Origin of the sequence: Paraburkholderia kirstenboschensis, assembly GCF_904848585.1 — a bacterium.
In the GTDB taxonomy this organism is placed as follows: domain Bacteria; phylum Pseudomonadota; class Gammaproteobacteria; order Burkholderiales; family Burkholderiaceae; genus Paraburkholderia; species Paraburkholderia kirstenboschensis.
The window spans coordinates 992449-1016695 of record NZ_CAJHCR010000001.1; the positions used below are offsets into that span (position 1 = coordinate 992449).

Genomic DNA, 24247 nt, shown 5'->3' on the forward strand with positions numbered 1-24247 from the left:
CTCCTTGGTTGCCTGAAAATGGATGGTGAGCTCTGTCTTCGTGGAAGCGGTCAGCCGCTGAGGCGTTCCGTTTCGTGAAGTCTTATATAAGAGTCTAGGCAAATCAATGGACACGCAATAGCCGCCCGCATGCGATTTTCTGATATTTATTCTTGCGTAGAATCAGTAGGTTACGAATTTCGTTTCGCATTAAGAAACGATTTTTCCCATCTTGCAATCGTCATGTTGTGCCGTGCAGCACGATTTTTTACGACGCAAAAAATTTTTGCACATCGTGAAATTTGGGAGGGGATGGAGCACGGGCGAAAAAAAACCGGTGCCTGGGCACCGGTTTTCAGTCCGACCCGACGACAGCAAGAGGCTGCGGGGTCTGCACAACTCATTACGTCTAGCTTCCACCAGCCAGGCGCGGCTGCCGCATCGAAGCAGGCAAACCGCTACTGGCCGTGAGCGCTTGCGCGCTTTAGCTGCCGCGACGCGCGGTACGCGGGCCGTCGCTGCGGCGTGCGCCGTAGCCGCCGTCGCGCGAGCCGCCGAAGCCTTCACGCGAACCGCCGCCGAAGCCGCCATCACGCGAACCGCCGCCAGCCGACTTGCCGGCCCAGCCGCCGCCAGTGCCGCTGCGCGAGCTGCTGCCGTTACCGGCCGGCTTGCCCGAGCCGCTGCCGAAGCGGCGTCCGCCGCCATTGCCGCCGCCCGGACGGCCACGGCCGCCAAAGCCAGGACGGCCGTTACCCGACGGAGCCGACTTGCGCGGCTCGAAGCCCACGACGACGTTGACCGGCAGCGGAGTGCGCACGAAGCGCTCGATGCGCTTGAGCGCGCCCTGTTCGGCGTGATGCACGAGGCTCACCGCGATACCCGAGCGGCCGGCACGGCCAGTACGGCCGATACGGTGCACGTAGTCTTCGGCGAACTTCGGCAGATCGTAGTTGAACACGTGCGTGATGCCCGGAATGTCGATACCGCGAGCGGCGACGTCCGTTGCCACCAGCACGCGAACGCGACGCTCGCGCAGTGCCTTGATGGTGCGGTTACGCGCGCCTTGCGGCAGATCGCCGTGCAGTGCGGCCGATTCGAAACCGGCGTCGGCAAGACGCCCGGCCAGTTGGTCCGCGTCCATCTTGGTTGCCGTGAAGACGATAGCCTGGTCGAGGCCCTCGTCGCGCAGCAGATGGTCGAGCAGACGGTCCTTGTGATCGCGGTCGTCGACGTAATGGACGGTTTGCGCGATGTTGGTGCGCTGTTCCAGGCGCTGAACGATCTCGATACGCTCCGGATCCTTCAGGAGGCGGCCGGTCAGCGAACCGATCTTGCCGTCGAGCGTGGCCGAGAAGAGCATGGTCTGACGCGTGGCCGGCGTGGCCGCGACGATCGTTTCGATGTCTTCGATGAAGCCCATGTCGAGCATGCGGTCAGCTTCGTCGAGCACGAGAATCTGCAGTTGCGACAGGTCGATACGGCCGCGTTCGAGGTGGTCGATCAGACGGCCCGGCGTGGCAACCAGGATTTCCGGGTTCTTTGCAAGCAGCATCAATTGCTGGCCATAAGCGACGCCGCCCAGAATGCTGACGGTGCGCAGGCGCTTCAGATGCTTGCCGTACGTGGCGGCGGCGGTGGTGACCTGCATCGCGAGTTCGCGGGTCGGCGTCAGAACCAGCATGGTCGGACGGGCAACCGGTTGCGGGCGGCGCGTGCGTGCGCCGTCGGCCGGACGCGGCTCGCGCGGCTGGCTGGCTTGCGACTTTTGCAACTGCGAGAAACGTTCGATGGCGGGCAGCATGAAGGCAGCGGTCTTGCCCGAACCGGTCGGGCTCGAAACCAGCAGGTCGCGGCCGGCGATGCCAGCCGGAACAGCACGTTGCTGAACCGGCGTCGGGTTCTGGTAGCCAGCGGCGGTCAGCGCGGAGACGACATCCGCGGACAGGCCGAGCGACGCGAACGTCGGGCCAGCGGGCGCGGCGGCTTCAGCGACGACGGCCGGCGCGGCAGCAACGGCTGCGGCTTGCACGGGTGCGTCGGCGAGACCGAGGGCCTGATCGGCGATGGCGTTCAACGGGCTGCTGGGGGTATTGCTCGAGGTCATGAGAATCCTTGAAACACAGGGAATTAAAACGTCGGCGCCAATCGGCATACCCAAGTCGTCGGATTCAGCGAGCAAAGAAGCAGCGAGCAAATCGAAAAACGGGGGCAACTCGCAACAATAAAGGCGAGCTTTTCGTTAGAAGCTGTATCGGATGCGACAGGCCAACATGGCTTGCCGCCAGCCTGGGACATGATCGCCCGTAGGGGGCTAGGCAGGAGGGGACAGGTTCTAAACTGGATTGGAGCTAAACGCTACGAGGCGCTGCGCCGCAAACGCCGATTATTAAAACCGGGCAAAGCAGTGAAGCGCAGGCAACATTGTATAGGTATTTGTTGCACTGCGCCACTGTTAAGACATTTCCGAGCGCGACTCTCGCGCGTTAGGTTACGCAACGCCCCGCTGCGAGGGGCTCGGCGTCACCTGGACTTTATGCGGACGCACCGCTCTTCAGCGATTCGACCAGTTCCACGTACTGCTGCCTGGCGGCGTCCTGCGCGGTGCCCTTGAGCGCGGCCCACGCGTCGTACTTGTATTTGCCGACGATGTCCGTGAAGCCCGGCTTGTCGCCCTGAACGTCGCCTTCGCTGGCTTGCTTGTAGAGGGCGTAGAGGCGCAGCAGTGTGAGGTTGCCCGGACGCTCCGGCAGTTGCTTGACGTGTTCCTGGGCTTGAATGAATTGCGTGGCGAGGTCCGTCATCGTGGTGCTCTCCGGCGGGATGGTTAGGTGGCCGACGATCATAGCAATTGCATGCCGCGGCGTGCTGAGGGCTTATTCCAAACGCAAGGCGCCTGCGAGCACGGAATTCACGCCGGCTTCTGAATCAGCGGCCATGCGACCGTGGATCTCGTGGCGACGACACGCGTTGCGCCCGAGACCAAACCGCATCCGCGCGCGCGGCGCCGATTACAATACGCTCCATGACTCAAACAGTGCTTCTTGCCCTCGATACTTCCACCGAATTCTGCTCGGTAGCGCTTCTGTCCGCGGCCGTCGACGTCGGCGCAGCGGGCCACGGGCGCGCCGAGCCGCGTGCGTGGGTCCGTCACGAACAGACGGGCGCCGTGTCCAGCACCCGTCTGCTGCCTGCAATCCGCGAACTTTTCGACGAAGCCGGTCTCACACTGGCCGACTGCAACGCGATCGCGTTCGGTTCCGGTCCCGGCTCATTCACCGGTCTTCGCACCGCGACTGGCGTCGCCCAAGGCCTGGCGTTCGGCCTCGATCTGCCGGTCGTGCCGGTCAGCACGCTGCTCGTCTGCGCGGAGAGTGCCCGGCGCCGCGATCCGTTCGCCACGCGCGTGCTGGCCGCGCTCGACGCCCGCATGGACGAAATCTATTGGGCCGACTACGCGTGGGACGACGTCGAAGGCGAATGGCGCACCGTTCAAAGCGCATCGCTCGATGCGCCCGAGCGGCTCGTATTACCCGACGAACCGTTCACGCTCGCGGGCAACGCCGCCGCAGCCTTCGGCGCGCGGCTGCCGGCGCTCGCAGCTGCCCGAAGCGTCGATCAGGAAGCATTGCCGCATGCGCTGCCGCTCGCGTACGCCGCGTTGCGCGCATTCCACGCGGGCCGCACGGTCCCGGCCGATCAGGCCGCGCCCGAATACATACGCAACAAGGTCGCGCAAACCACGGCCGAGCGCATCGCGGAAAAGGCCGCCAAGGCGGGGCAGGCTGCGGCGCTCGCTCATCACGCCGAGTCTCGCGAGGGACGGCAATGAGCGGCGTGCTGCTGGCGGACCGCTACATGTCGCCGATGACCGAAGGCGACCTCGACGAAGTGGCCGCGATTGAAAAGCTCGCCTATGAATTCCCCTGGAGTCGCGTCAATTTCGGCGACTCCCTGCGCAACGGCTATTTCGGCGTTTGTCTGCGGCATGTTACGGGCACGCTGATCGGCTATTGCGTGCTGATGCCGGTCGTCGACGAAATGCATTTGCTGAATCTGTGCGTGACGCCCGCCGCTCAGGGGGCGGGCGCAGGACTCGCGCTGCTGCGGGAGGCCGTGCGCATTGCCCGTGCCGAAAAACTGGACGGTCTGCTGCTGGAGGTGAGGCCGTCGAATCATCGCGCGATCCGGTTGTATGAGCGTTTCGGCTTCGCGTCGATCGGCCGGCGCAAGAACTATTATCCGGCGCGGCATCGCAGCCGGGAGGACGCCATCGTGATGCGTTTATCGTTTGTCAGGGAGGGCGCGGATGGCGCTGCATGAATCGGTACTGGAGGAGTTCGGGCTCGCGCCGCGCTGGGTGCGTCGCGGGATGGCCGCGACGCAGGAAGCGGCTGACGGGGCCGGCGCGGAGCAGGGCGCCGACGCGCCGCGTGCGCACGGTGCGAGCGACCTCACGCGGCTCGATGCACGCGAGCCTTCTTCGATCGGGTTGACGCCGCAGACGTCGCCCACGCCCACTTTGCGCGCGGGAGAGCCGTCGCGACAAGCCGACGGCGCCGTGCAGGCCCAAACGCGTATTGGAAACGATGCGCCAGGTCGCGAGACTCAGCGGTCCCAGCCAACAGCGCCAATTGCGCCGCGCGATGATTTGCAGCAGGCAGAGCCGGTTGAGCGTGCTGAAGATTCCGCGCGCTTCGCTGGTCAATCGGAAAAACGCGAACCACGGCCTGCGCCGGAGGCGACCCAACAGCGCGCGCCACTTGCCGCTCAAAGCCGTGATCCAGCAACCGCCGAGCCGCGCATGCAAGAGCCGTCCTCGTTCGACGCTCCGCCTGCCGACGACTTCGCCTGGTTCGACGATCTCCCGCTTCAACCGCCGGGCGACGCTAGCGCGCCCATGCACGCGCGCCGCGACACGCCCGAACCTCCCGCCATCCACACGCTCGACTGGGACGCGCTAAGCGAGCGGGTCTCGACCTGCGAGCGCTGCCGGCTGTGCGAGAAGCGCACCAGGACTGTTTTCGGCGTGGGAGATCGGAACGCCGACTGGATGCTGATCGGCGAAGCGCCCGGCGAGAACGAGGACCGCGTGGGCGAGCCGTTTGTCGGTCAGGCCGGCAAGCTGCTCGACAACATGCTGCGTTCACTCACGCTGGCGCGCGACACCAACGTGTTTATCGCGAACGTCATCAAGTGCCGGCCGCCCGGCAACCGCAATCCGGAGCCCGACGAAGTCGAGCGTTGCGAACCTTATCTGCAACGCCAGGTGGGGCTCGTCAAACCGAAGCTGATCGTCGCGCTCGGTCGCTTCGCCGCGCAAAGCCTGCTCAAGACCGACGCGAGCATTTCGTCGTTGCGCGGCCGCGTCCACGAGTACGAGGGTGTGCCGGTAATCGTCACCTATCACCCGGCCTATCTGCTGCGTAGCCTGCCGGACAAGGCCAAGGCTTGGGCCGATTTGTGTCTCGCTCGCGATACGTGGCTTGCGGCCGGTGGCGCAGCGTCGAACGCGGCGAAACAGTGAGCGCGGATGAGCCGGAGGCGCGTCGTCCTGCGACGGCGCACGGAAACACCGCCGGGGCGGACTCAGTCAGGGCGGCTGTTGTGAGCGGCGATGCCGCCGGCGCGGATGCTGCCAGCGCGGACGCCGCAAGCGCGGATGCCGCTCTTTCCACATTGCTCGACAGTCTGGGCGACAGCGCGGTTCGCGATCTGGCATGGCTGCTGTTGAGCGCCGATTTGTTGCGTCCGCAACCGCCGATGGGCGAACTCGCGACTCCATTCGCGACCTCGCGGCAACTGCACGAGATTGTCGACTGGCTGCGCGCGCTCGATGCAGCGCCCGCCCCGTTGCATGACGATCTCGCCGCAACGCGCATCACTCGCCTCGGGCGCTACGCCGAACGCCTGCTCGGCTGGTTCCTGCAACATGGCCCGACGGCGCGGCTGATCGCGGCGGGCGTGCCGCTACGGCGCGCAGGGGTCACGCTCGGCGAATGCGATTTCCTCCTGCACACGCACGAGGGTGCGCAGCTTCACTGGGAGCTTGCGGTGAAATGCTATCTGCATGCCGGTGGTGTCGACTCGCGAACCGCGTCACGGTCAGATGCCGGCTTGTCAGCACCATTATCAGCGCCATTGTCAGCGCCGCTGTCACCGTCCGTATCACCGCAGTTATCGAACTATGTCGGTCCGAACCTCAAGGACCGCTTCGACCTCAAGCTCGCGCATCTGCTCAATCATCAATTGCCCTTGAGCGCGCGCGAAGACTTTGCGTCGACGGGTTATCCGGGTCCGTGGACACCGCAAATGTTCATCAAAGGATGGTTGTTCTACAGGCATGGCGAGACGCCGGCAGATCCGGTCGAACTCGACCCCACGCATGGCCGCGGCTGGTGGGTGACACGTAGTGAGTGGCCGGACTTCGCGGCGGCGCATGCGCCGCATTGGCGCATCTTGCCGCGGCTCGAATGGCTCGCGCCGCGGCGCTATCGTCAAGACGCGGAGCAGACCGCCAGGAGTACGTTGATCGATCCGCTAACGCTCACCGCTCGAAGCGCTCAGCAACCGGGGCCGACCATGATCGCCGCATTGGCAGAGGACGCCGCGGGCAACCTGGTTGAACGCTCGCGTGGCTTCGTCGTGCCTGACGAGTGGCCTGAGCTAGCCCAGGCCTATGCGAGGCAGTAGGGCGGCCGCGTTACCACCATCGATAGAAATGATGTACGGGTCCGACGCCGTTGCCGACGTCGAGCCGATCGCTCGCCTGCAATGCACCGGTCAGGTACTCCTTGGCATCCGCGACCGCGCTCGCCAGATCGTCGCGTTGCGGCATCAGTGCTGCAATCGCCGACGACAGCGTGCAGCCCGTTCCATGTGTGTTCTTCACCGGCACGCGCGGGCCGCCCAGTCGCAGCGTGCCGCTTTCCTGGACCAGCCAGTCCGGACTATCGGTCGCGCTCAGATGGCCGCCTTTCATCAGCACCGCACGAGCGCCGAGCGCGCGCAGTGCTTCGCCTTGCTCGACCATGCCGGCTTCGTCGGCAGCCGGTTGCACGCCGCCGAGCAGTGCGGCGGCTTCGGGAAGATTGGGCGTCAGCAGATCGGCGAGCGGCAGTAATTCTTCACGCAAGGCGGCGACCGCATCCGGCAGCAGCAGCGCGTGATTGCTCTTCGAAATCATCACCGTATCGAGGATGACGTGCTTGGGCTTGTGTCTGCGCAACGCGTCGGCAACCGCGCGGACAATCGACGCGTTGGCGAGCATGCCGATCTTCACCGCGTCGATGCGGATGTCGTCGAACACGGCGTCGAGTTGCGCGGTGATGAAGCCCGCGTCCGGCGCGTGGATCGAGGTGACACCGCGCGTGTTCTGCGCGGTGAGCGCGGTGATCACGCTCGCGCCATAAACGCCGAGCGCCGAAAAAGCCTTCAGATCGGCCTGAATGCCGGCTCCGCCGCCGGAATCGGAACCGGCGATCGTCAGCACATTGGGAATCGGTTGGGTCATCGCAAAGCGGGAAAGGGTAAAGGCGCGAGGGCGGCAGAAGAAGTGGACACGCCCCGACGCGTTAGTGCTTGACTTCGCCGATCAGCGCGACTGAGTCGAACGCGCGCTGATTCGCCTGGTGACGCCGCATCACGAGCCACATCATCAGGCAGACGAAGGTGCCGAACAGCACGATGACCGCCGTGACCGGCACGTCGAGCCAGACGAGCACTGCATACAGACACAGCATGACGAGCACGGAGAGGTTCTCGTTGAAGTTCTGCACGGCGATCGAGTGACCCGCCGACAGCAACACATGGCCGCGATGCTGGAGCAGCGCATTCATCGGTACGACGAAGAAGCCCGACAGGCCGCCGACGATCATGAGGAAGATATAAGCGACGATCAGATAACCCGGCACGTGCAACCGGCCGAAGTACAGCCCCCAGTGAGCAGGGAAGAGGTTGCGTGTGTAGAAGGCCATGAGCATCACGGCAAGCCCCATCATGATGCCCACCGGCAGCACCGACAGCGACTTTTTCAGCGGCACGCGCGAGGCGGCGTAGATGGCGCCGCCCGCGACGCCGACGGCCACCACCGCCTGCAGGATTGCCGCTTCGGAGAGCGACATATTGAGCGACACTTCCGCCCACTTCAGCACGATGAATTGCAGCGTCGCGCCCGCGCCCCAGAACAGCGTCGTGACCGCGAGCGAGATCTGCCCGAGCTTGTCACGCCACAGCACGAGAAAGCAGTCGGCGAAATCGGTGACGAGTTTGATCGGGCCGCGTTCCTGCTTCGGGTAGCGCGCGCCCGTGTCGGGAATACGCAGATTGAAGAGCGCGGCGATTACATAGATCACCATGATGACCAGCATCGCCGCTTCAGCGGGCGTGTTGACCGTGGGGATATGGTGCCGCAGGATCGGCGCCGCAATATGCGGACTGATCAGCGCTCCGCCGAGCACCGTGCCCAGAATGATCGAGCCGACCGTGGTACCTTCGATCCAGCCGTTCGCGGCAACGAGCCGGTCAGGCGGCAGCAGTTCGGTGAGAATCCCGTATTTGGCGGGCGAATACGCGGCCGCGCCAAAACCCACGATTCCGTACGCAAGAAGCGGATGCGCGCCGACCAGCATCGTGATGCAGCCGAGCACCTTGATCGTGTTCGTGATGAACATCACGCGTCCTTTGGGACGCGAATCGGCGAAGGCTCCCACGAAGGCGGCGAGAACGACGTACGACAGCACAAAGAACAACTTGAGCAGCGGCGTCATCCAGTTGGGGGCGTGTAGATCTTTCAGCAGTGCGATAGCAGCGATCAGAAGCGCATTGTCGGCCAGCGACGAAAAAAACTGCGCGGCCATGATGGTGTAAAAACCTTTTTTCATCTGATGCGATGCTGTCCTCGCTGCGGTCTGTCCGCCCCGGCCGTTTGTTATGCGTCCGGGCTTATGCCGTTCGAAATGGGTTGTGCGCACGGCTTTATATCATGAAAATAGCTGCATTCAGACTAGCAGAATCCTTGATCGCACCGCCCAGCGGGCTGCCGCGCGTTGAAAACGCTCTGTAAGCCGCTGATTCGCAAGCGTCTTTACGAAAATACTCCATGCCGCGCCCCCTCTCAGCCACGATTCACACCTCCGCCCTCGCCAATAACCTCGCCGTCGCGCGCCGCTATGCGCCTAAATCGAAGATCTGGGCGGTCGTGAAGGCCAACGCTTACGGCCATGGCCTCGCGCGCGCTTTCCCAGGTCTGCGTGCAACAGACGGCTTTGGATTGCTGGACCTCGAAGAAGCCGTGAAGTTGCGTGAATTGGGTTGGGCCGGCCCGATTCTTTTGCTCGAGGGCTTTTTTCGTCCGACGGATATCGACGTCATCGACCGCTATAGCCTGACCACGGCGCTCCATTCGGACGAGCAGTTGCGCATGCTTGAAATGGCGCGGCTTTCCAAGCCTGTCAACATACAGTTGAAGATGAATAGCGGCATGAACCGGCTCGGCTACACGCCGGAGAAATTCCGCGCGGCGTGGGAGCGCGCGCGCGCCTGCCAGGGCGTCGGTCAGATCACCTTGATGACCCATTTTTCCGACGCCGACAGCGAGCGTGGCGTGGCTCATCAGATGGAAGCGTTCGAGCGCGGCGCACAGGGCATTGCCGGCACGCGCAGCCTTGCCAATTCGGCGGCCACGCTGTGGCATCCGCAATCGCACTTCGACTGGGTGCGCCCGGGCATCATTCTGTACGGCGCGTCGCCGTCGGGCATGTCCGTGGCGATCGAGGGCACGGGCTTGCAACCTGCCATGACGCTCACGTCGGAACTGATCGCCGTGCAAACCATCGCGGAAGGCCAGACGGTCGGCTACGGTTCGCTCTTCAAGGCGCGTGGGCCGATGCGCATCGGCGTGGTGGCATGCGGTTACGCGGACGGTTATCCGCGAGTCGCGCCGGAAGGCACGCCGGTGATCGTCGAGGGCGTGCGCACGCGAGTCGTGGGACGCGTGTCCATGGACATGCTCACTGTCGACCTCACGCCGGTTCCCACTGCGAACGTGGGCTCGCGCGTCGAATTGTGGGGCGCGTCGCTGCCCATCGACGACGTCGCGCGCGCCTGCGGCACGATCGGCTACGAGCTGATGTGCGCGGTCGCGCCACGCGTGCCGGTGCGTGCCGAGTAATGTGCGGCAAACGCGTAATATCGCCGGGCCAATAGCGGGGCGCGCTGCATCATCGAACGGCGCGGTCAAGACAAGAACAGCAAACAACAGTAACCAGGCAAGAACGCGTGGCAAAAGCAAAAACGTTGTACGTATGCAGTGAATGCGGCGGTCAAACGCCAAAGTGGGCGGGCCAGTGCCCGTCCTGTCAGGCCTGGAACACACTCGTCGAATCGGTCGCCGAAGCGCCTTCCACGCACCGTTTCCAGTCGCTCGCGAAGAGTGCGCCGGTGCGCCGTCTCGCCGATATCGAAGCGTCCGACGTGCCGCGCTTTTCCACCGGCGTCGGCGAGTTCGACCGTGTGCTCGGCGGCGGCCTCGTGCCGGGCGGCGTGGTGCTGATCGGCGGCGATCCGGGCATCGGCAAATCGACGCTGCTGCTGCAATCGCTCGCCGAAATCGCCGCCGACAAGCGCGCGCTCTATATCAGCGGTGAAGAGTCGGCCGCGCAGATTGCGTTGCGCGCGCAACGATTGTCGCTGCTGGAGCCGGGCTCGAAAGCGAGCGAGCTGCAATTGCTCGCCGAAATCCAGCTCGAAAGAATTCAGGCGACGATTGCGGAACAGCAGCCCGACGTCGCAGTCATCGACTCGATCCAGACCGTCTATTCCGACGCGCTCACGTCGGCGCCGGGCTCGGTCGCGCAGGTGCGCGAGTGCGCGGCGCAATTGACGCGCATCGCGAAGCAGTCGGGCACCACGATCATCATGGTCGGCCACGTGACCAAGGAAGGCGCGCTCGCGGGGCCGCGCGTGCTGGAGCACATCGTCGATACGGTGTTGTACTTCGAGGGCGACACGCACTCGTCGTTTCGCCTCGTGCGAGCGATCAAGAACCGCTTCGGCGCGGTCAACGAACTCGGCGTGTTCGCAATGACCGAGCGCGGCTTGCGCGGCGTCGCGAATCCGTCGGCGCTCTTTCTGTCCCAGCATGAGCAGTCGGTGCCGGGCTCGTGCGTGCTGGTCACGCAGGAGGGCACGCGGCCGCTGCTCGTCGAAGTGCAGGCGCTGGTCGATTCCGCCAACGCGCCGAATCCACGGCGGCTTGCCGTGGGCCTGGAGCAGAACCGGCTGGCTATGTTGCTCGCCGTACTCCATCGGCACGCGGGCATCGCGTGCTTCGATCAGGATGTATTTCTGAACGCGGTGGGTGGCGTGAAGATCACCGAGCCGGCCGCGGATCTCGCGGTGCTGCTCGCCATTCATTCGTCGATGCGCAACAAGCCGCTGCCGAAGGGGCTCGTAGTGTTCGGCGAAGTGGGGCTTGCCGGCGAGATCCGGCCGTCGCCGCGCGGCCAGGAGCGCTTGAAGGAAGCCGCCAAGCTCGGCTTTTCGGTCGCCGTCATTCCGAAGGCCAACGCGCCCAAGCAGCCGATAGAAGGCTTACAAGTCGTTGCGGTCGAGCGCATCGAACAGGCTATCGACCGGGTCCGCACGCTCGAGTAGACGCCCACAGCGCGCGTGGTGCGCCCCGCGCGCGCCGTAATGCGCCGTAAATATCTCCAGGTTGGTTGTAACCAACAAGCCCTTCCTTTTTCCTTAAGCTGCAAGGCTATTGCATCCCTTCTGATGCCCGAAAAAGGATCGCGCCTTGAAACAGTCACATGAAACCATAGCCGAGGGGCCGATACAGGTGCGCGGCTGCCGGGTCTCAGCGCCCATTCATCAGCCGTGGGGCGGCACTTGCCGGATTGTCGAGTGGATCGACAGAACGGGGCAGATTTCGCGCCGCGTGGTCGCCGGCGACGCGACCGCCGCCGAGGTGCGCGCCACGATTAATCGTCACGTGGAAGGCCGCAAGCATCTGCTCTACGACGACGAAAAGACGCCGCGTCAGACCTTGCCGCGGCAGACGGTGGCGCGCCGATGAGGTTGGAGGCCGGCGCGAGGCGTTGAGGCGCGTTGCGCTTGGGTCAGGCTTCGACTGCGCTTTGTCGGCGCTCGAGTTGCGCTTCGGTTGCTCTTGAGTTGCGGTTCAATCGTGCTCCCGTCACGCTTCAGGGTGCGCGTCGTTCCGGTCTCCTGATTCGTCCGTGAATTCGTCCGGCTCGTCATGATCTTCGTGCGCTTGCGGATTAAACAGCGGATGCTGGGCCGCTTCGGCCGCCGTCAAGACCGGCGAGACGCAGCAATCGAGCGGCTCCAGCAACGCGACCCATTCATCGAGAGCACGCGTGCCGATGACGTCGGCAAGTTCCTGCGTGAGCGCAACGGCGTCCGGCCCGCCGATCACCTGGCCGAGACTCCAGTGGCGCGTGGCCCACTCGGGGCGGTCGAGCGCCATGCACAAGCTTTCCCAGAACTTCAGCTCCAGCGCGCCCACCGCGAGCCAGCGGCCGTCCAGCGTACGGTACAGGTTGTAGCAGGGCACGCCGCCGTTCAGCAGGCCCGCGCCTGCCGCTGTTTCTTCCGTTGGGTTTCGCGCCGTGTTTCCAGCGGTGCTGGCCGCGCTGTTTCTCGTGGCATTTCTCGCGGAGTCTTCATTGGCGAGCGCGACCTGCGCAATCACGTTGTGCGCATGAGTGGCGTGAGTCATCGAAACGTCGACGAAACGGCCTTCGCCGCCGCGCGACACATGCCATAGCGCGGCGAGGATTTGCGTGACCGCGCTGAGCGCGCCGCCGAGCAGATCGGCTATCTGGAAATTGGGCACGATTGGCGCGCCGTCGCGGCTCGTGAGTTGATCGAGAACGCCCGCGTAGCCGATGTAATTCAGATCGTGCCCGGCATGATTAGCGAACGGGCCGCGTGCGCCGTAACCGCTGATCGCGCAGTACACAAGCCGCGGATTAACCGCGCGCAGCGTCGCGTAGCCCACGCCGAGCCGATCCATCACCCCCGGCCGGAAGCTTTCGATCAACACGTCCGCTTCCGCCGCGAGCGCTCGCAGCACATTGCGTCCCGCTTCGGATTTCAGGTCGAGCCGCGTCTCGCGCTTACCGCGATTCACTAGCCGGTAAAACGCGCCGGGCCGTCCGGCCACGCGGTCGCTCGACGACTGCATCATTGTGCGCGTCGGGTCGCCGGCGCCGGGCGCTTCGATTTTCAGCACTTCGGCGCCGAGTTCGGCAAGCCGCAGCGCGGCGACCGGGCCGGGCAACAGGCGCGTGAGGTCGAGCACGCGCAGGCCTCTTAACGGAGGCGGGGCGGACGCCGCCTCTGAAGCCGATTCGGCGGCTGAAACGGAAGATGCAGCGGAGGACATCGCAGATGACAAAGCCAACCTCTCGTCGATGCCGGCGCGGATCGCGGACAGCGTCCCGCTAGCCGATTTGTTCGAGTTCCTCGTGTGTCTCGAGCCATTCGGCTTCGAGTGCTTCAAGGCGCGCGTTCACGTCTGCCTGACGGCGAATTGCGTCCGTCAGTTTGCTCTTTTGAGCCGGCTCGTAGCTGGCAGGATCGGCGACGAACGTATCGAGCGTCGCCTTCTCCGCGTTGAGCGCGTCCATTTCCTTCTCGATCTTCGTGATACGGCTTTGCAGCGGCTTTTTCAGGTGCGCGAGCTTCTGACGCGTTTCCGCTTCGAGCCGACGCTGCTCCTTGCGATTCACGCCGCCGTCCGCGCCGTTGTCGGTGCCATTCGCCGCGCCGTTCGCCGCATTGCCCGCCTTCAATGCCGCGCGCTGCTCGGCCGCATGTTGCAGCAGCCAGTCGCGGTAATCGTCAAGATCGCCGTCGAACTCCTGCAAGCGGTGCTTCGCGACCAGCATGAACTGGTCTGTCGTGGCGCGCAGCAGATGCCGGTCGTGCGACACGAGGATCAGCGTGCCTTCGAACTGCGCGAGCGCCATGGTCAACGCGTGCCGGGTTTCGAGATCCAGGTGGTTGGTCGGCTCGTCGAGCAGGAGCAGGTTCGGTTTCTGCCAGATGATCAGCGCGAGTGCGAGCCGCGCCTTTTCGCCGCCGGAGAACGGCGCGATCTTCGACGTCGCCATTTCGCCCGAAAAGTTGAAGCTGCCGAGGAAGTCGCGCAATTCCTGCTCGCGCGTATCCGGCGCAAGGCGCGCGAGGTGCTGCAAGGGCGTGTCGTCCGCGCGCAGCGTTTCGAGCTGATGCTGCGCGAAGTAGCCGATGCGCAGACCCTTGCCTTCGCGCACGTGGCCGCCGAGCGGCGCGAGCGTGCCGGCCAGCGTCTTGATCAGCGTTGACTTGCCTTGGCCGTTCGCGCCGAGCAGCCCGATGCGCTGGCCGTTCTGGATAGACAGCATCACGCGCTCGACAATCGGAATTTCGACGCCTTCTTCGCTGTGGTAACCGCAGCGCACGTCTTCCATCACCATCATCGGGTTCGGCGCGGAATCGGGCGTGCGGAATTCGAAGGTGAACGGCGACGCGGCGTGCGCCGGCGCGATCAGTTCCATCTTCTCGAGCGCCTTCACGCGGCTTTGCGCCTGGCGAGCCTTGGTGGCCTGCGCCTTGAAGCGGTTGATGTAGCTCTGCAGATGCTCGACCGTGCGCTGCTGCTTTTCGTATGCGCTCTGTTGCAACGCAATCTGCTGCGCGCGCAGCACTTCGAACTGCGAGTAATTGCCGCCGTAACGCTTGATCTGCTGCTGTTCGAGATGCAGGGTGACGTTGCAGACCGAATCGAGAAATTCGCGGTCGTGCGAGATCACGATCAATGTGCCCGGATAGCGGTGCAGCCAGTCTTCGAGCCAGACGATCGCGTCGAGATCCAGGTGGTTGGTCGGTTCGTCGAGCAGCAGCAGGTCGGAACGGCACATCAGCGCCTGCGCGAGATTCAGCCGCATGCGCCAGCCGCCCGAGAAGCTGCTGACCGGTTCGCGGGTCTGGTCGAGCGTGAAACCGAGGCCGAGCAGCAGCGCTTCGGCGCGCGCGGGCGCGGTGTAGCCGTCGGCGTCCGCAAAGGCTGCGTGCGCTTCTGCTTCGGCCGCGCCGTCGTGCGCGGCGGAGGCGGCCGCGATCTGCGCTTCGATTGCACGCAACGCGGCGTCGCCGTCGAGCGTATAGGCGAGGGCGGTCTTGTCCGCAGCGGGTGTGTCCTGCGCGACGTGCGCGATCCGCCACGTTGGCGGGATCGAAAAATCGCCGCCGTCCGCGTGCAGTTCGCCGAGCAGCACGGCAAACAGTGTCGACTTGCCAGCCCCGTTTGCTCCCACGAGGCCCGCCTTTTCGCCGGGATTCAGGGTGAACGTGGTGTTGTCGAAGAGCGGCTTGGTACCGCGCGCGAGGCTGAACTGGTTAAAGCGGATCACGAAGAGGCCGGCTTGAGAAAAACGCTATTTTAGACTGCCGGGGATGACACCGGGCGCTTAGCCGGCATCAGCCATTCGGCCGACTGTATCCGCCGCGCTTTTGGCATAGACTGACGGCTTTCCTGGGGAGAGCACATGACATCGATTTATTCTTTTTCGGCCCGCACGCTAGGCGGCGAGGAAGTGAGCCTCGGGCAGTACGAAGGCAAGGTCTTGCTGATCGTCAATACGGCGAGCGAATGCGGATTCACGCCGCAATATGCGGGCTTGCAGAAGCTGTATGAGGGCTATGCGGCGCGCGGGCTCGCGGTGCTGGGCTTTCCATGCAATCAGTTCGGCAAGCAGGAGCCGGGCGACGCGGCGCAAATCGGCAGCTTCTGCGAAAAGAACTACGGCGTGACTTTCCCGATGTTCGACAAGGTGGACGTGAACGGTGCGAACGCGCATCCCCTGTTCCGCTATCTGACCGGCGAGGCGCCCGGCCTGCTGGGTCTCGAAGCGATCAAGTGGAACTTCACGAAGTTTCTTATCGGCCGTGACGGCAATGTGGTCAAGCGCTATGCGCCTCTGACCAAGCCCGAGGCGATTGTCGAGGACATCGAAAAACTGCTGTGACTCCGCAGTGCGCGCTGCGATGCTTCAAAGAATTGGCGAGAACAGTCGAGCCACATGCATCAGCACGCGCCGCAACGCGCTCGCGTGGCGGTACTCGTTGCGATCTATCTCGCGAGATTCGGCGAAATCGGCGAGCAGCATCGCCTCGACCTCTTTCGCAAAATCGCGGTCGACCGTCATCACCATGATCTCGAAGTTCAGGCGAAACGAACGGTTGTCGAGATTGGCGCTGCCGACCGCCGCCGCCACGCTGTCTATCAGCACGACCTTCTGGTGCAGAAAGCCCGGCTGGTAGCGAAAAATGCGGATGCCCGCGCGCAGCGAATCGTACGCATACAGTTTCGACGCTTCGAACACCACCACATGATCGCGCCGGCTGGGAATCAGAATGCGGACGTCCACGCCGCGCAGCGCTGCAAGCCGCAGCGCCGAGAACACGGCTTCGTCGGGCACCAGGTAGGGCGTCGTAATCCAGATGCGCTCGCGCGCAGCATTGATCGCTTCGACGAAAAAGAGCGAACAGGTTTCCTGCTTGTCAGCCGGACCGCTCGGCACGACGAGGCAGTGCATGTCGTGGCCCGTTGCCGGGTGCGCGGAGTAGGCCGGGTCCGACGGCGCCGCGAGGTCGGGCGGCGGCGCCGGCGGTAGATCGAGTTGCGGCAACTGCTGCGTTGCCCAGTACCAGTCTTCGGTGAACACGAACTGGATGCTGGCGACCGCCGGTCCGCGCACTTCGATATGAGTGTCGCGCCACGGCGAGAGCGGCGGCTTGCCGCCCAGATATTCCACGCCGACATTGTGCCCGCCGACAAAAGCGCGTTCGCCGTCGACGGAAACGATCTTGCGATGATTGCGGAAGTTCAGTTGCAGCCGGTTGACGAACCGGCGATTGGTGGCGAACGGACGCGTGTCCACGCCGCCCGCGCGCAGCGACGCGACATAGCGGTGCGGCAGGTCGAAGCTGCCAATGCTGTCGTAGAGGAAATACACGCGCACGCCTTGCTGCGCTTTCGCTATCAGTGCGTCTTTGAACATTTCGCCGAGCGCATCGTCGCGCACGATGAAGAACTGCACGATCACGTAATGGCGCGCGTTCTCGATGGCCTGGAAAATCGCCTCGAATGTCGCGGTGCCGTTCACCAGCGTGCGCACGGAATTGCCCGGCAGAAACGGCATGCCGCCCAGTCGTGTGAGCGAGTGGACGAGTCTGCCGCCAAGCGCATGCGCGGGCAGTTGCGCCGACGAAGCAAGCCTGTCCCACTCCGGTGGATGCGCGTGCGCGCGCAGCAATTCGTTTTCGACGCGGCGCGCGTCGGCGTAACCCGCAAATTTGCTGCGCCCGAGAAAGAGGTATGGGATGAGCGTGAGATATGGCATCGCGACCAGCGACACGGCCCACGCAATCGCGCCTTGTGACGTGCGCGTATTGAGAATCGCGTGACATGCCGCGGCCACGCCGAGTATGTGGGCGAGAGCCACCAGCGTGCCGACGTGAAGCAGGTCGAATTGCATAGGCGAGCGAAGGGATGGATGAAGCGCTGCGCGGGCTCGCTAGACGAACACGGGTGGCTAACGAGCTAACTAGCTAACGGCGCTCATCTTACCGAAGGCGCGCGGGTTGGGGGCGAGTTGGGTTATTGGATGAAACTACGGCCACCGTTTGCACGGTGTCGCAATGGCTGTTGAGGCGCTAACTGTGACCGATGACCGGCAGCTAAAGCGTCAGCTCTGGTCGAGCGTTCTTGACAGGAGCAAAGCAAGCACTTTGCATCAGGTCGCAGTGAGCAGCCGAAGCACTCACTGCGACCGACACCTAAGCCTCAACTCCGGTCCACTGTCTGACGGGTTCAGACCGGCAGGTCCGCCGCCTGAATCAGGAACACGTTATCGTCGCCGGCGCTCGTCGACAGCCATACGAGGTTCAATCCGCCGAAGGCCGCTTCCACATGCTGGCGCTCGTTGCCGATTTCGATCACGAGCACGCCGTCTTCGGTCAGCCAGTTGCGTGCGGCGGCGATGATCCGCCGGACGATGTCCATACCGTCGCTGCCGCCCGCGAGTGCCATTTCCGGCTCGTGCTTATATTCGGCGGGCAGCTCCTGCATCGACGCGGCGTTCACATACGGCGGGTTGCTGATGATCACGTCGTAGCGGCGCTCAGCGAGCGGCGCATACAGGTCGCCCTCGAAAAGGGCGATGCGCTCTTCGAGCTTGTAGTCGGCCACGTTGCGCGCGGCGACTTCGAGAGCCGGCGCGGACAGATCGACCGCGTCGATGTCCGCATTCGGAAACGCGTGCGCCGCGAGAATCGCGAGGCAGCCCGAGCCCGTGCAAAGTTCGAGCACGGCGCTGACCTGTTCGGGATCTTCAACGTAAGGTTGCAGCCCGTCTTGCAGCAACTCGCCGATGAACGAACGCGGCACGATCACGCGTTCGTCGACGTAAAAGCGAAAGCCGTGCATCCACGCTTCCTGCGTGATGTACGCAGCCGGCACGCGTTCGGTGGCGCGGCGCTCGATCACGTTGAGAACCGCGTCGATCTCGGCCGGGCTCAAGCGCGCGTCCATGAACGGATCGAGCAGGTCGAGCGGCAGATGCAGCGTGTGCAGCACCAGATAGGCGGCTTCGTCGTACGCATTGGCCGAGCCGTGGCCGAACGAGAGCCCGGACTGGTTAAAGCGCGACACCGCGAAACGCAGCAGGTCGCGGACAGTGGAAAAGGGCAGCGTCATCGCAATAGTCCTTGGATATTTCCCGGTTAAGCGATCAGTTGTTCGAGCACGCGGCGGTACACGTTTTTGAGCGGCTCGATGTGGGCGACGTCGATATGTTCGTCGATCTTGTGGATGCTGGCGTTCAGCGGGCCGAACTCGACCACCTGTTGGCAGATCCGCGCGATGAAGCGGCCGTCGGACGTGCCGCCGGTGGTCGACAGTTCGGTGTTCACGCCGGTTTCTTCCTTGATCGCTTTGGCCAGCGCGTTCGACAGATCGCCGTGCGGCGTGAGGAACGGCAGCCCGCTCACTGTCCACTGCAGATCGTATTCGAGCCCATGCCGGTCGAGGATTGCATGCACGCGTTGCTGCAAACCTTCCACCGTGCTGGCTGTCGAGAAGCGGAAGTTGAACATCACGTCCGCGTGGCCGGGAATCACGTTGGTGGCGCCCGTGCCGCTATGGATATTCGACACCTGCCACGTGGTGGGCGGGAAGTATTCGTTGCCGTCGTCCCAGCGCTCGGCGACGAGTTCGGCCAGCGCGGGCGCGAGCAGATGCACCGGATTTTTCGCCAGATGCGGATAAGCGATATGGCCTTGCACGCCCTTAACGATGAGCTTGCCCGACATCGAGCCGCGCCGGCCATTTTTCACCGTGTCGCCGAACTGCGTGCTCGAAGTCGGTTCGCCGACGATGCAGTAGTCCATGCGCTCGCCGCGCGCTTGCAGCGCCTCGACGACTTTAATGGTGCCGTCGGTGGCGGGGCCCTCTTCGTCGCTCGTGATCAGAAACGCGATCGAGCCGCGATGCCGCGGGTGCGCCGCGACGAACTCCTCGCTCGCGACCACGAAGCCAGCGATCGAGGTTTTCATGTCGGCTGCGCCCCGACCGTACAGCTTGCCGTCGCGATGCGTGGGTTCGAAGGGCGCCGACTGCCATTGCTCCAGCGGGCCGGTGGGCACCACGTCCGTGTGGCCGGCAAACGCGAGCAGCTTGCCCGCGTGGCCGTCTACGCCGCGTTTAACGGCCCACAGGTTCGTTACGCCGTTCGATTCGATGGTTTCGTGCTCGAAGCCGAGCGCGGACAGGCGTTCGATCAGGAGGCGCTGGCAATGCTGATCGTCGGGCGTGACGGAGGCGCGCGCGATCAGTTGTTCGGTAAGGGCGAGGGTGCCGGACATGGATTCGATACAAGCCACTTTGGGATGAAAAAATGCCGGCTGGCGGTGACGCACCGCAGCCGGCAACAGCTTTGACGCAACGCGGCGAGGCCGCGCTCAAGCAACACAATGCAGCGGCAGGGCAGGCGGCGCAGCGCCTGAGCGCAGTGCCGCGCGCTTTGGCAACCGCGCGGCGCTCACGCAAACAGCGCCATGCTCACGCAAACAGCGCCATGCTCACGCAAACAGCGCCGTATATTCTTCGGGCGAAAAACCAAGCGACTTCACCCGCCCGTTGATCACCAGCACGGGCCGCTTGATGACCGACGGCTTGTGGATCATCAACGCGATCGCGCCCGGCTGGGTGTCCGCAGCCGCCTTCATGTCGTCGGACAGACCGCGCCATGTGGTGCCGCGGCGGTTCAGCAACGCGTCGAGCTTGACGTCCTTCAGCCAGTCCTGCACGAGCGGCTCGGTCACGCCGGCTTTCTTGAAGTCGTGAAACTCGAACTCGACGCCGTGCTCTTCGAGCCACACGCGCGCTTTCTTCACGGTGTCGCAGTTCGGAATTCCGTAGACGACAGTCTTGGTGCCGCGCGCCATCAGTCGCCTCGCAGAAGCTCGTTCAGGCCGACCTTCGCACGTGTCTTTGCGTCGACCTTCTTGACGATCACGGCGCAATAGAGGCTGTGCGAGCCGTCCTTCGACGGCAGGTTGCCCGCCACCACGACCGAGCCCGCCGGGATGCGACCGTACGTGACTTCGCCGGTTTCGCGGTCGTAAATCTTGGTGCTCTGGCCCAGGTACACGCCCATCGAAATCACCGAATTCTCTTCGACGATCACGCCTTCCACCACTTCCGAACGGGCGCCGATAAAGCAGTTGTCTTCGATGATGACCGGGTTTGCCTGCAGCGGCTCCAGCACGCCGCCGATGCCCACGCCGCCCGACAGATGCACGTTCTTGCCGATCTGGGCGCAGGAACCGACGGTTGCCCACGTATCGACCATCGAGCCTTCGTCGACATAAGCGCCGATGTTGGTGTACGACGGCATCAGCACGACGTTCTTCGCGATGAACGAGCCGCGGCGCGCGATGGCGGGCGGCACGACGCGAAAGCCGCCGGCGGCGAAATCTTCAGCGGTGTAGTTGGCGAACTTCGAGGGCACCTTGTCGTAGAACTGGCTGTAGCCGCCCGCCGGCATCGGCGCGTTGTCTTCCAGGCGGAAAGACAGCAGCACGGCTTTCTTCAGCCATTGATTGACGACCCAGTCGCCGTCCTTCTTCTCGGCGACGCGCAGCGCGCCCTTGTCGAGTTGCTCGATTGCGTGCGCGACGGCTTCACGCACGTCGGCCGGCGCGGCCTTAGGCGACAGCTCGGCGCGGTTTTCCCAGGCGGTGTCGATGATTTGCTGAAGTTGTTGCGACATATGCGTGCTTTCTGAAGAGTTGAAGTCTGAAGAAGGGAGGCGGTGCGCACGGCGTTCGCCGGGAAAACGGAACAGGAACAATCAGCGGCATGCCACGCGACGAATCTAACGACGAGCCTGGCTACGGACCCGGCAACCAGCCGGCGACCGCTGACGACCCGCCGACAGCCCGCCGACAACCCGCCGGCGGAAAACTCAGCCCGCGAGCCCGCGGCAAAAATCGACGATTCGTTGCGCGCCCTGCGTGCATTCGTGGACGTCGGCGACGAGCGCGAGGCGCACGAAATTGCGGCCGGGGTTCACGCCGTGCGCGGTACGCGCGAGGAACGAGCCCGGCAGAACCGTCACATTATAGTCGGCGTAAAGACGCTGGGCGAACTCCGTGTCCGTAAGGCCGGTGCGCGAGACGTCGGCCCACAGATAGAACGCGGCGTCGGGCAGGCGAACGTCGAGCACCGCGGCAAGCATCGGCGTGACGGTGGAAAACTTCTGCACGTATTTCGCGCGGTTCTCGCGCACGTGCGCCTCGTCGTTCCAGGCTGCGATGCTCGCGCTTTGATACACCGTCGACAACGCCGCGCCGTGGTACGTCCGGTACAACAGGAAGTCCTTGAGAATCGCGGCGTCGCCCGCGACGAAGCCCGAGCGCATGCCGGGCACGTTCGAGCGCTTCGACAGGCTCGACAGCATGACGAGCCTGTCATAACCGCGGCCGAGCTTGTGCGCGGCTTCGAGGCCGCCGAGCGGCGGGTTGGCTTCGTCGAAATAGATCTCGGAATAGCACTCGTCGGAGGCGATCACGAAGCCGTGGCGGTCCGACAGCGCGAAGAGTTCGCGCCAGTCTTCGAGCGTCAGCACCGCGCCGGTCGGATTGCCCGGCGAGCAGACATAAAGCAGTTGGGTGCGGGCCCAGACGTCCGCCGGCACCGCGGGGTAATCGCACGCGAAGTTGCGCGCCGGGTCGCTATTGACGAAGTAGGGCTCCGCCCCCGCGAGAATCGCCGCGCCTTCGTAGATTTGGTAGAACGGGTTCGGACAGAGTACGATCGCAGGCTCGCCTGTCGCATTGCGCTTCGGGTCGATCACCGTTTGCGCGAGAGCGAACAGCGCCTCGCGCGAGCCCGAGACCGGCAGCACCTGGGTGGCGGGATCCACCGGCGGCAAGCTGTAGCGCTGCGTAACCCACTTCGCGATCGACTCGCGCAACGGCAGCGAGCCTACCGTGGCCGGATACGCGGAGAGGCCGCCGAGCGAGGCGATTACGGCGTCGGTTATCAACGTGGGTGTCGGATGTTTCGGCTCGCCAATGCCGAAGCTAATATGCGCGAGGCCGGTAGCCGGCGTGACGTCTTTGAAAAGCGCGCGCAGCTTTTCGAACGGATAGGGCTGGAGGGAGTCGAGTAGCGGATTCACTGGGCGGATCGAGCCTGATCGAAGAGGGCGCGGAAAGATGCACGACGGCGCATGCGCTGGGCCGCGCCGCGCGAAAATAGCAGCGGCGGCGAGCAGGGGATTATAGCGTGCGCGCCGGGGGCTGGCGTCGGGTCGCTAGCGGGTGTGGTCCGCCGATCAAGCGGGCGGCAAGCGGGCATCGGCCAGGCCCACCAGCACCGCCAATCAGGCACCAGCCGGTCGTCAATCGGCGTCGACCAGGCACCAACGAGGCACCAACCAGGCATCAACCAAGGCAGCACCACTCGCCAGGCGGCGCAGGCAATGCGCTGCAGCGGGAACGACGCGGAACGTAATAGTCCGCGCAGAGACAAGGCAGGAGCAGCAATGTACGCAGCAATCGAGGAGACGTCCGGACGAGGAACGTGCGAGAACGCCGCAGTCCGTGGCACGAACAGCACCGTCATCCGCATCACCCGCAGCACTGTCTCGAGGAGCCCGTCGCCATGACGAACTGGCTTCGCACAGGCTGGCCGACGCTCGCAATCATGCTGGGCGCGTCGGTATGGGGAATGATCTGGTATCCGCTGCGTATGCTCGCAGCGCTTGGCTTGACCGGCACGGCCGCGAGCGCGCTGACGAGCGGCGCCGGTTGCCTGTTCGTGCTGCTGGTGCGCCATCGGGCGCTGAAAACCGTGCGCTGGCACTGGCTGCTGCCGGCTCTCGCGCTCGCCGCGGGCATCACGAACCTCGGCTTCGTATGGGGATCGATCCACGGGCAGGTGATGCGCGTGCTTTTGCTTTTCTATCTGACGCCTGCCTGGACCGCGCTCTTCGCGCACTTCATCCTGCATGAACGCCTGACGTGGGCCGGCGCGGGTCTCGCCGCGCTGTCGCTGGCAGGCGCGATGACGATGCTGTGGTCGCCGCAGCTCGGCATTCCCCTGCCGGGCAACCTCGCGGAATGGGCAGGGCTCGCGGGCGGCATGGGCTTCGCGATGAGCAACGTCCTGATCCTGAAGACAAGCCGTGTATTGCCGCAGATGAAGCCGGAGATGCGCACCGCGACCATCTTCGGCGGCGCGGCGATTTTCGGCGCTTGCGCGTCGCTATTCGAAGCGATGCCCGCGCCGCCCACCGGCGCACATCTCGGTACCGCCGCCTGGCTGGTGCTCGGCCTCGGTTTCCTGCTCGCGTCGAACAACATGCTCGTGCAATACGGCCTGTCGCGCGTGCCGGCCAACCGGGCATCGATCATCATGTTGTTCGAGCTCGTGGTCACGGCCATGTCCGCGTGGCTCTTCGCCGGCGAGACGCCCGGCCCGCGCGAATGGGCGGGCGGCGCGTGCATCGTGCTTGCTTCGGCGCTGTCGAGCTGGATGCATCGCACGAAGACAATGCCCCCCGATCCCTCCAGTCAGGACCCGAGCGAGGACCCGGGCGCCGCGAGCGAGCGCGAGGCCGACATCGACAAGCGCGACGACCATAAGGACGGCAAGAACCGTCCACGGGCGATGGTATGATTGCCC

The 24247-nt window shown here is 64.4% G+C and carries 21 protein-coding genes; 9 read left to right on the forward strand and 12 right to left on the reverse strand.

The genetic code is table 11. From position 1 onward, the window contains the following. Positions 1-463 precede the first annotated feature (463 nt). Entirely contained in the window at positions 464-2086 is a 1623-nt protein-coding gene (locus tag JMY24_RS04500) for a DEAD/DEAH box helicase (protein WP_201701441.1), read from the reverse strand. Positions 2087-2513: 427 nt separating this feature from the next. Then, positions 2514-2783 (reverse strand): acyl-CoA-binding protein, encoded by a 270-nt coding sequence (locus tag JMY24_RS04505; protein ID WP_128595324.1) that lies wholly within the window; start codon positions 2781-2783, stop codon positions 2514-2516. A 221-nt stretch (positions 2784-3004) separates the two neighbouring features. On the opposite strand from JMY24_RS04505, the gene tsaB reads away from it, so the two are divergent. The 4 genes from tsaB to JMY24_RS04525 all read left to right on the forward strand — a co-directional run bounded on the left by tsaB (position 3005) and on the right by JMY24_RS04525 (position 6672). Next, positions 3005-3811, forward strand: coding sequence for a tRNA (adenosine(37)-N6)-threonylcarbamoyltransferase complex dimerization subunit type 1 TsaB (tsaB, locus tag JMY24_RS04510; RefSeq protein ID WP_201701442.1), 807 nt, complete (start codon positions 3005-3007; stop codon positions 3809-3811). Continuing rightward, complete coding sequence (gene rimI, locus JMY24_RS04515; protein WP_128595322.1) at positions 3808-4302, forward strand: ribosomal protein S18-alanine N-acetyltransferase; 495 nt, start codon at positions 3808-3810, stop codon at positions 4300-4302. The genes tsaB and rimI overlap by 4 nt, the downstream gene beginning before the upstream one ends. Beyond that, positions 4289-5506 carry a uracil-DNA glycosylase gene (locus JMY24_RS04520; RefSeq protein ID WP_201701443.1) on the forward strand — a complete coding sequence of 406 codons (1218 nt, stop codon included), beginning with the start codon at positions 4289-4291 and terminating at the stop codon, positions 5504-5506. Before rimI ends, JMY24_RS04520 begins: the two co-directional genes overlap by 14 nt. Before the next feature lie 80 nt (positions 5507-5586). Then, positions 5587-6672: a DUF1853 family protein gene (locus JMY24_RS04525; protein ID WP_413231217.1), complete on the forward strand. Its 1086-nt coding sequence runs from the start codon at positions 5587-5589 to the stop codon at positions 6670-6672. A gap of 10 nt (positions 6673-6682) precedes the next feature. On the opposite strand, the gene thiD is transcribed toward JMY24_RS04525, so the two are convergent. Both thiD and lplT read right to left on the reverse strand, forming a co-directional pair. Next, positions 6683-7492, reverse strand: a complete 810-nt coding sequence (gene thiD, locus JMY24_RS04530) for a bifunctional hydroxymethylpyrimidine kinase/phosphomethylpyrimidine kinase (RefSeq protein WP_128595319.1) — start codon at positions 7490-7492, stop codon at positions 6683-6685. Positions 7493-7553: 61 nt separating this feature from the next. Beyond that, positions 7554-8861 (reverse strand): lysophospholipid transporter LplT, encoded by a 1308-nt coding sequence (gene lplT, locus JMY24_RS04535; RefSeq protein ID WP_128588794.1) that lies wholly within the window; start codon positions 8859-8861, stop codon positions 7554-7556. Positions 8862-9079: 218 nt separating this feature from the next. Between lplT and alr the strand changes: the two genes are divergently transcribed. The 3 genes from alr to JMY24_RS04550 all read left to right on the forward strand — a co-directional run bounded on the left by alr (position 9080) and on the right by JMY24_RS04550 (position 12058). Next, a complete protein-coding gene (alr, locus tag JMY24_RS04540; RefSeq protein WP_201701444.1) occupies positions 9080-10150 on the forward strand; it encodes an alanine racemase in 1071 nt (356 codons plus the stop codon). A 107-nt stretch (positions 10151-10257) separates the two neighbouring features. Next, positions 10258-11634, forward strand: coding sequence for a DNA repair protein RadA (gene radA, locus JMY24_RS04545; protein WP_201701445.1), 1377 nt, complete (start codon positions 10258-10260; stop codon positions 11632-11634). A gap of 145 nt (positions 11635-11779) precedes the next feature. Next, entirely contained in the window at positions 11780-12058 is a 279-nt protein-coding gene (locus JMY24_RS04550) for a DUF2866 domain-containing protein (protein ID WP_128595317.1), read from the forward strand. Between the two features lie 120 nt (positions 12059-12178). Here the strand turns inward: JMY24_RS04550 and JMY24_RS04555 are convergent, their stop codons facing one another. Beyond that, positions 12179-13309, reverse strand: coding sequence for a CaiB/BaiF CoA transferase family protein (locus tag JMY24_RS04555; RefSeq protein WP_128595316.1), 1131 nt, complete (start codon positions 13307-13309; stop codon positions 12179-12181). Between the two features lie 142 nt (positions 13310-13451). Then, entirely contained in the window at positions 13452-15404 is a 1953-nt protein-coding gene (locus JMY24_RS04560) for an ATP-binding cassette domain-containing protein (protein ID WP_201701446.1), read from the reverse strand. 135 nt (positions 15405-15539) lie between these two features. Between JMY24_RS04560 and JMY24_RS04565 the strand changes: the two genes are divergently transcribed. After that, entirely contained in the window at positions 15540-16019 is a 480-nt protein-coding gene (locus tag JMY24_RS04565) for a glutathione peroxidase (RefSeq protein ID WP_020065613.1), read from the forward strand. Positions 16020-16043: 24 nt separating this feature from the next. Here the strand turns inward: JMY24_RS04565 and cls are convergent, their stop codons facing one another. The 6 genes from cls to dapC all read right to left on the reverse strand — a co-directional run bounded on the left by cls (position 16044) and on the right by dapC (position 22739). After that, positions 16044-17531, reverse strand: coding sequence for a cardiolipin synthase (cls, locus tag JMY24_RS04570; protein ID WP_128595314.1), 1488 nt, complete (start codon positions 17529-17531; stop codon positions 16044-16046). A 335-nt stretch (positions 17532-17866) separates the two neighbouring features. Next, on the reverse strand, positions 17867-18751 hold the full coding sequence (gene prmB / locus JMY24_RS04575; RefSeq protein ID WP_128595313.1) for a 50S ribosomal protein L3 N(5)-glutamine methyltransferase: 885 nt from the start codon (positions 18749-18751) through the stop codon (positions 17867-17869). A 26-nt stretch (positions 18752-18777) separates the two neighbouring features. Then, positions 18778-19917, reverse strand: coding sequence for a succinyl-diaminopimelate desuccinylase (gene dapE / locus JMY24_RS04580; RefSeq protein WP_128595312.1), 1140 nt, complete (start codon positions 19915-19917; stop codon positions 18778-18780). Positions 19918-20133: 216 nt separating this feature from the next. Beyond that, a complete protein-coding gene (locus JMY24_RS04585; RefSeq protein WP_128589294.1) occupies positions 20134-20499 on the reverse strand; it encodes an ArsC family reductase in 366 nt (121 codons plus the stop codon). After that, positions 20499-21326 carry a 2,3,4,5-tetrahydropyridine-2,6-dicarboxylate N-succinyltransferase gene (dapD, locus tag JMY24_RS04590; protein ID WP_128595311.1) on the reverse strand — a complete coding sequence of 276 codons (828 nt, stop codon included), beginning with the start codon at positions 21324-21326 and terminating at the stop codon, positions 20499-20501. The genes JMY24_RS04585 and dapD overlap by 1 nt, the downstream gene beginning before the upstream one ends. Before the next feature lie 195 nt (positions 21327-21521). After that, positions 21522-22739, reverse strand: a complete 1218-nt coding sequence (gene dapC / locus JMY24_RS04595) for a succinyldiaminopimelate transaminase (RefSeq protein ID WP_128595310.1) — start codon at positions 22737-22739, stop codon at positions 21522-21524. A gap of 485 nt (positions 22740-23224) precedes the next feature. Here dapC and JMY24_RS04600 point away from each other — a divergent pair, with 485 nt between their 5' ends. After that, positions 23225-24241, forward strand: coding sequence for a DMT family transporter (locus JMY24_RS04600; protein ID WP_128595309.1), 1017 nt, complete (start codon positions 23225-23227; stop codon positions 24239-24241). Positions 24242-24247: the final 6 nt, after the last annotated feature.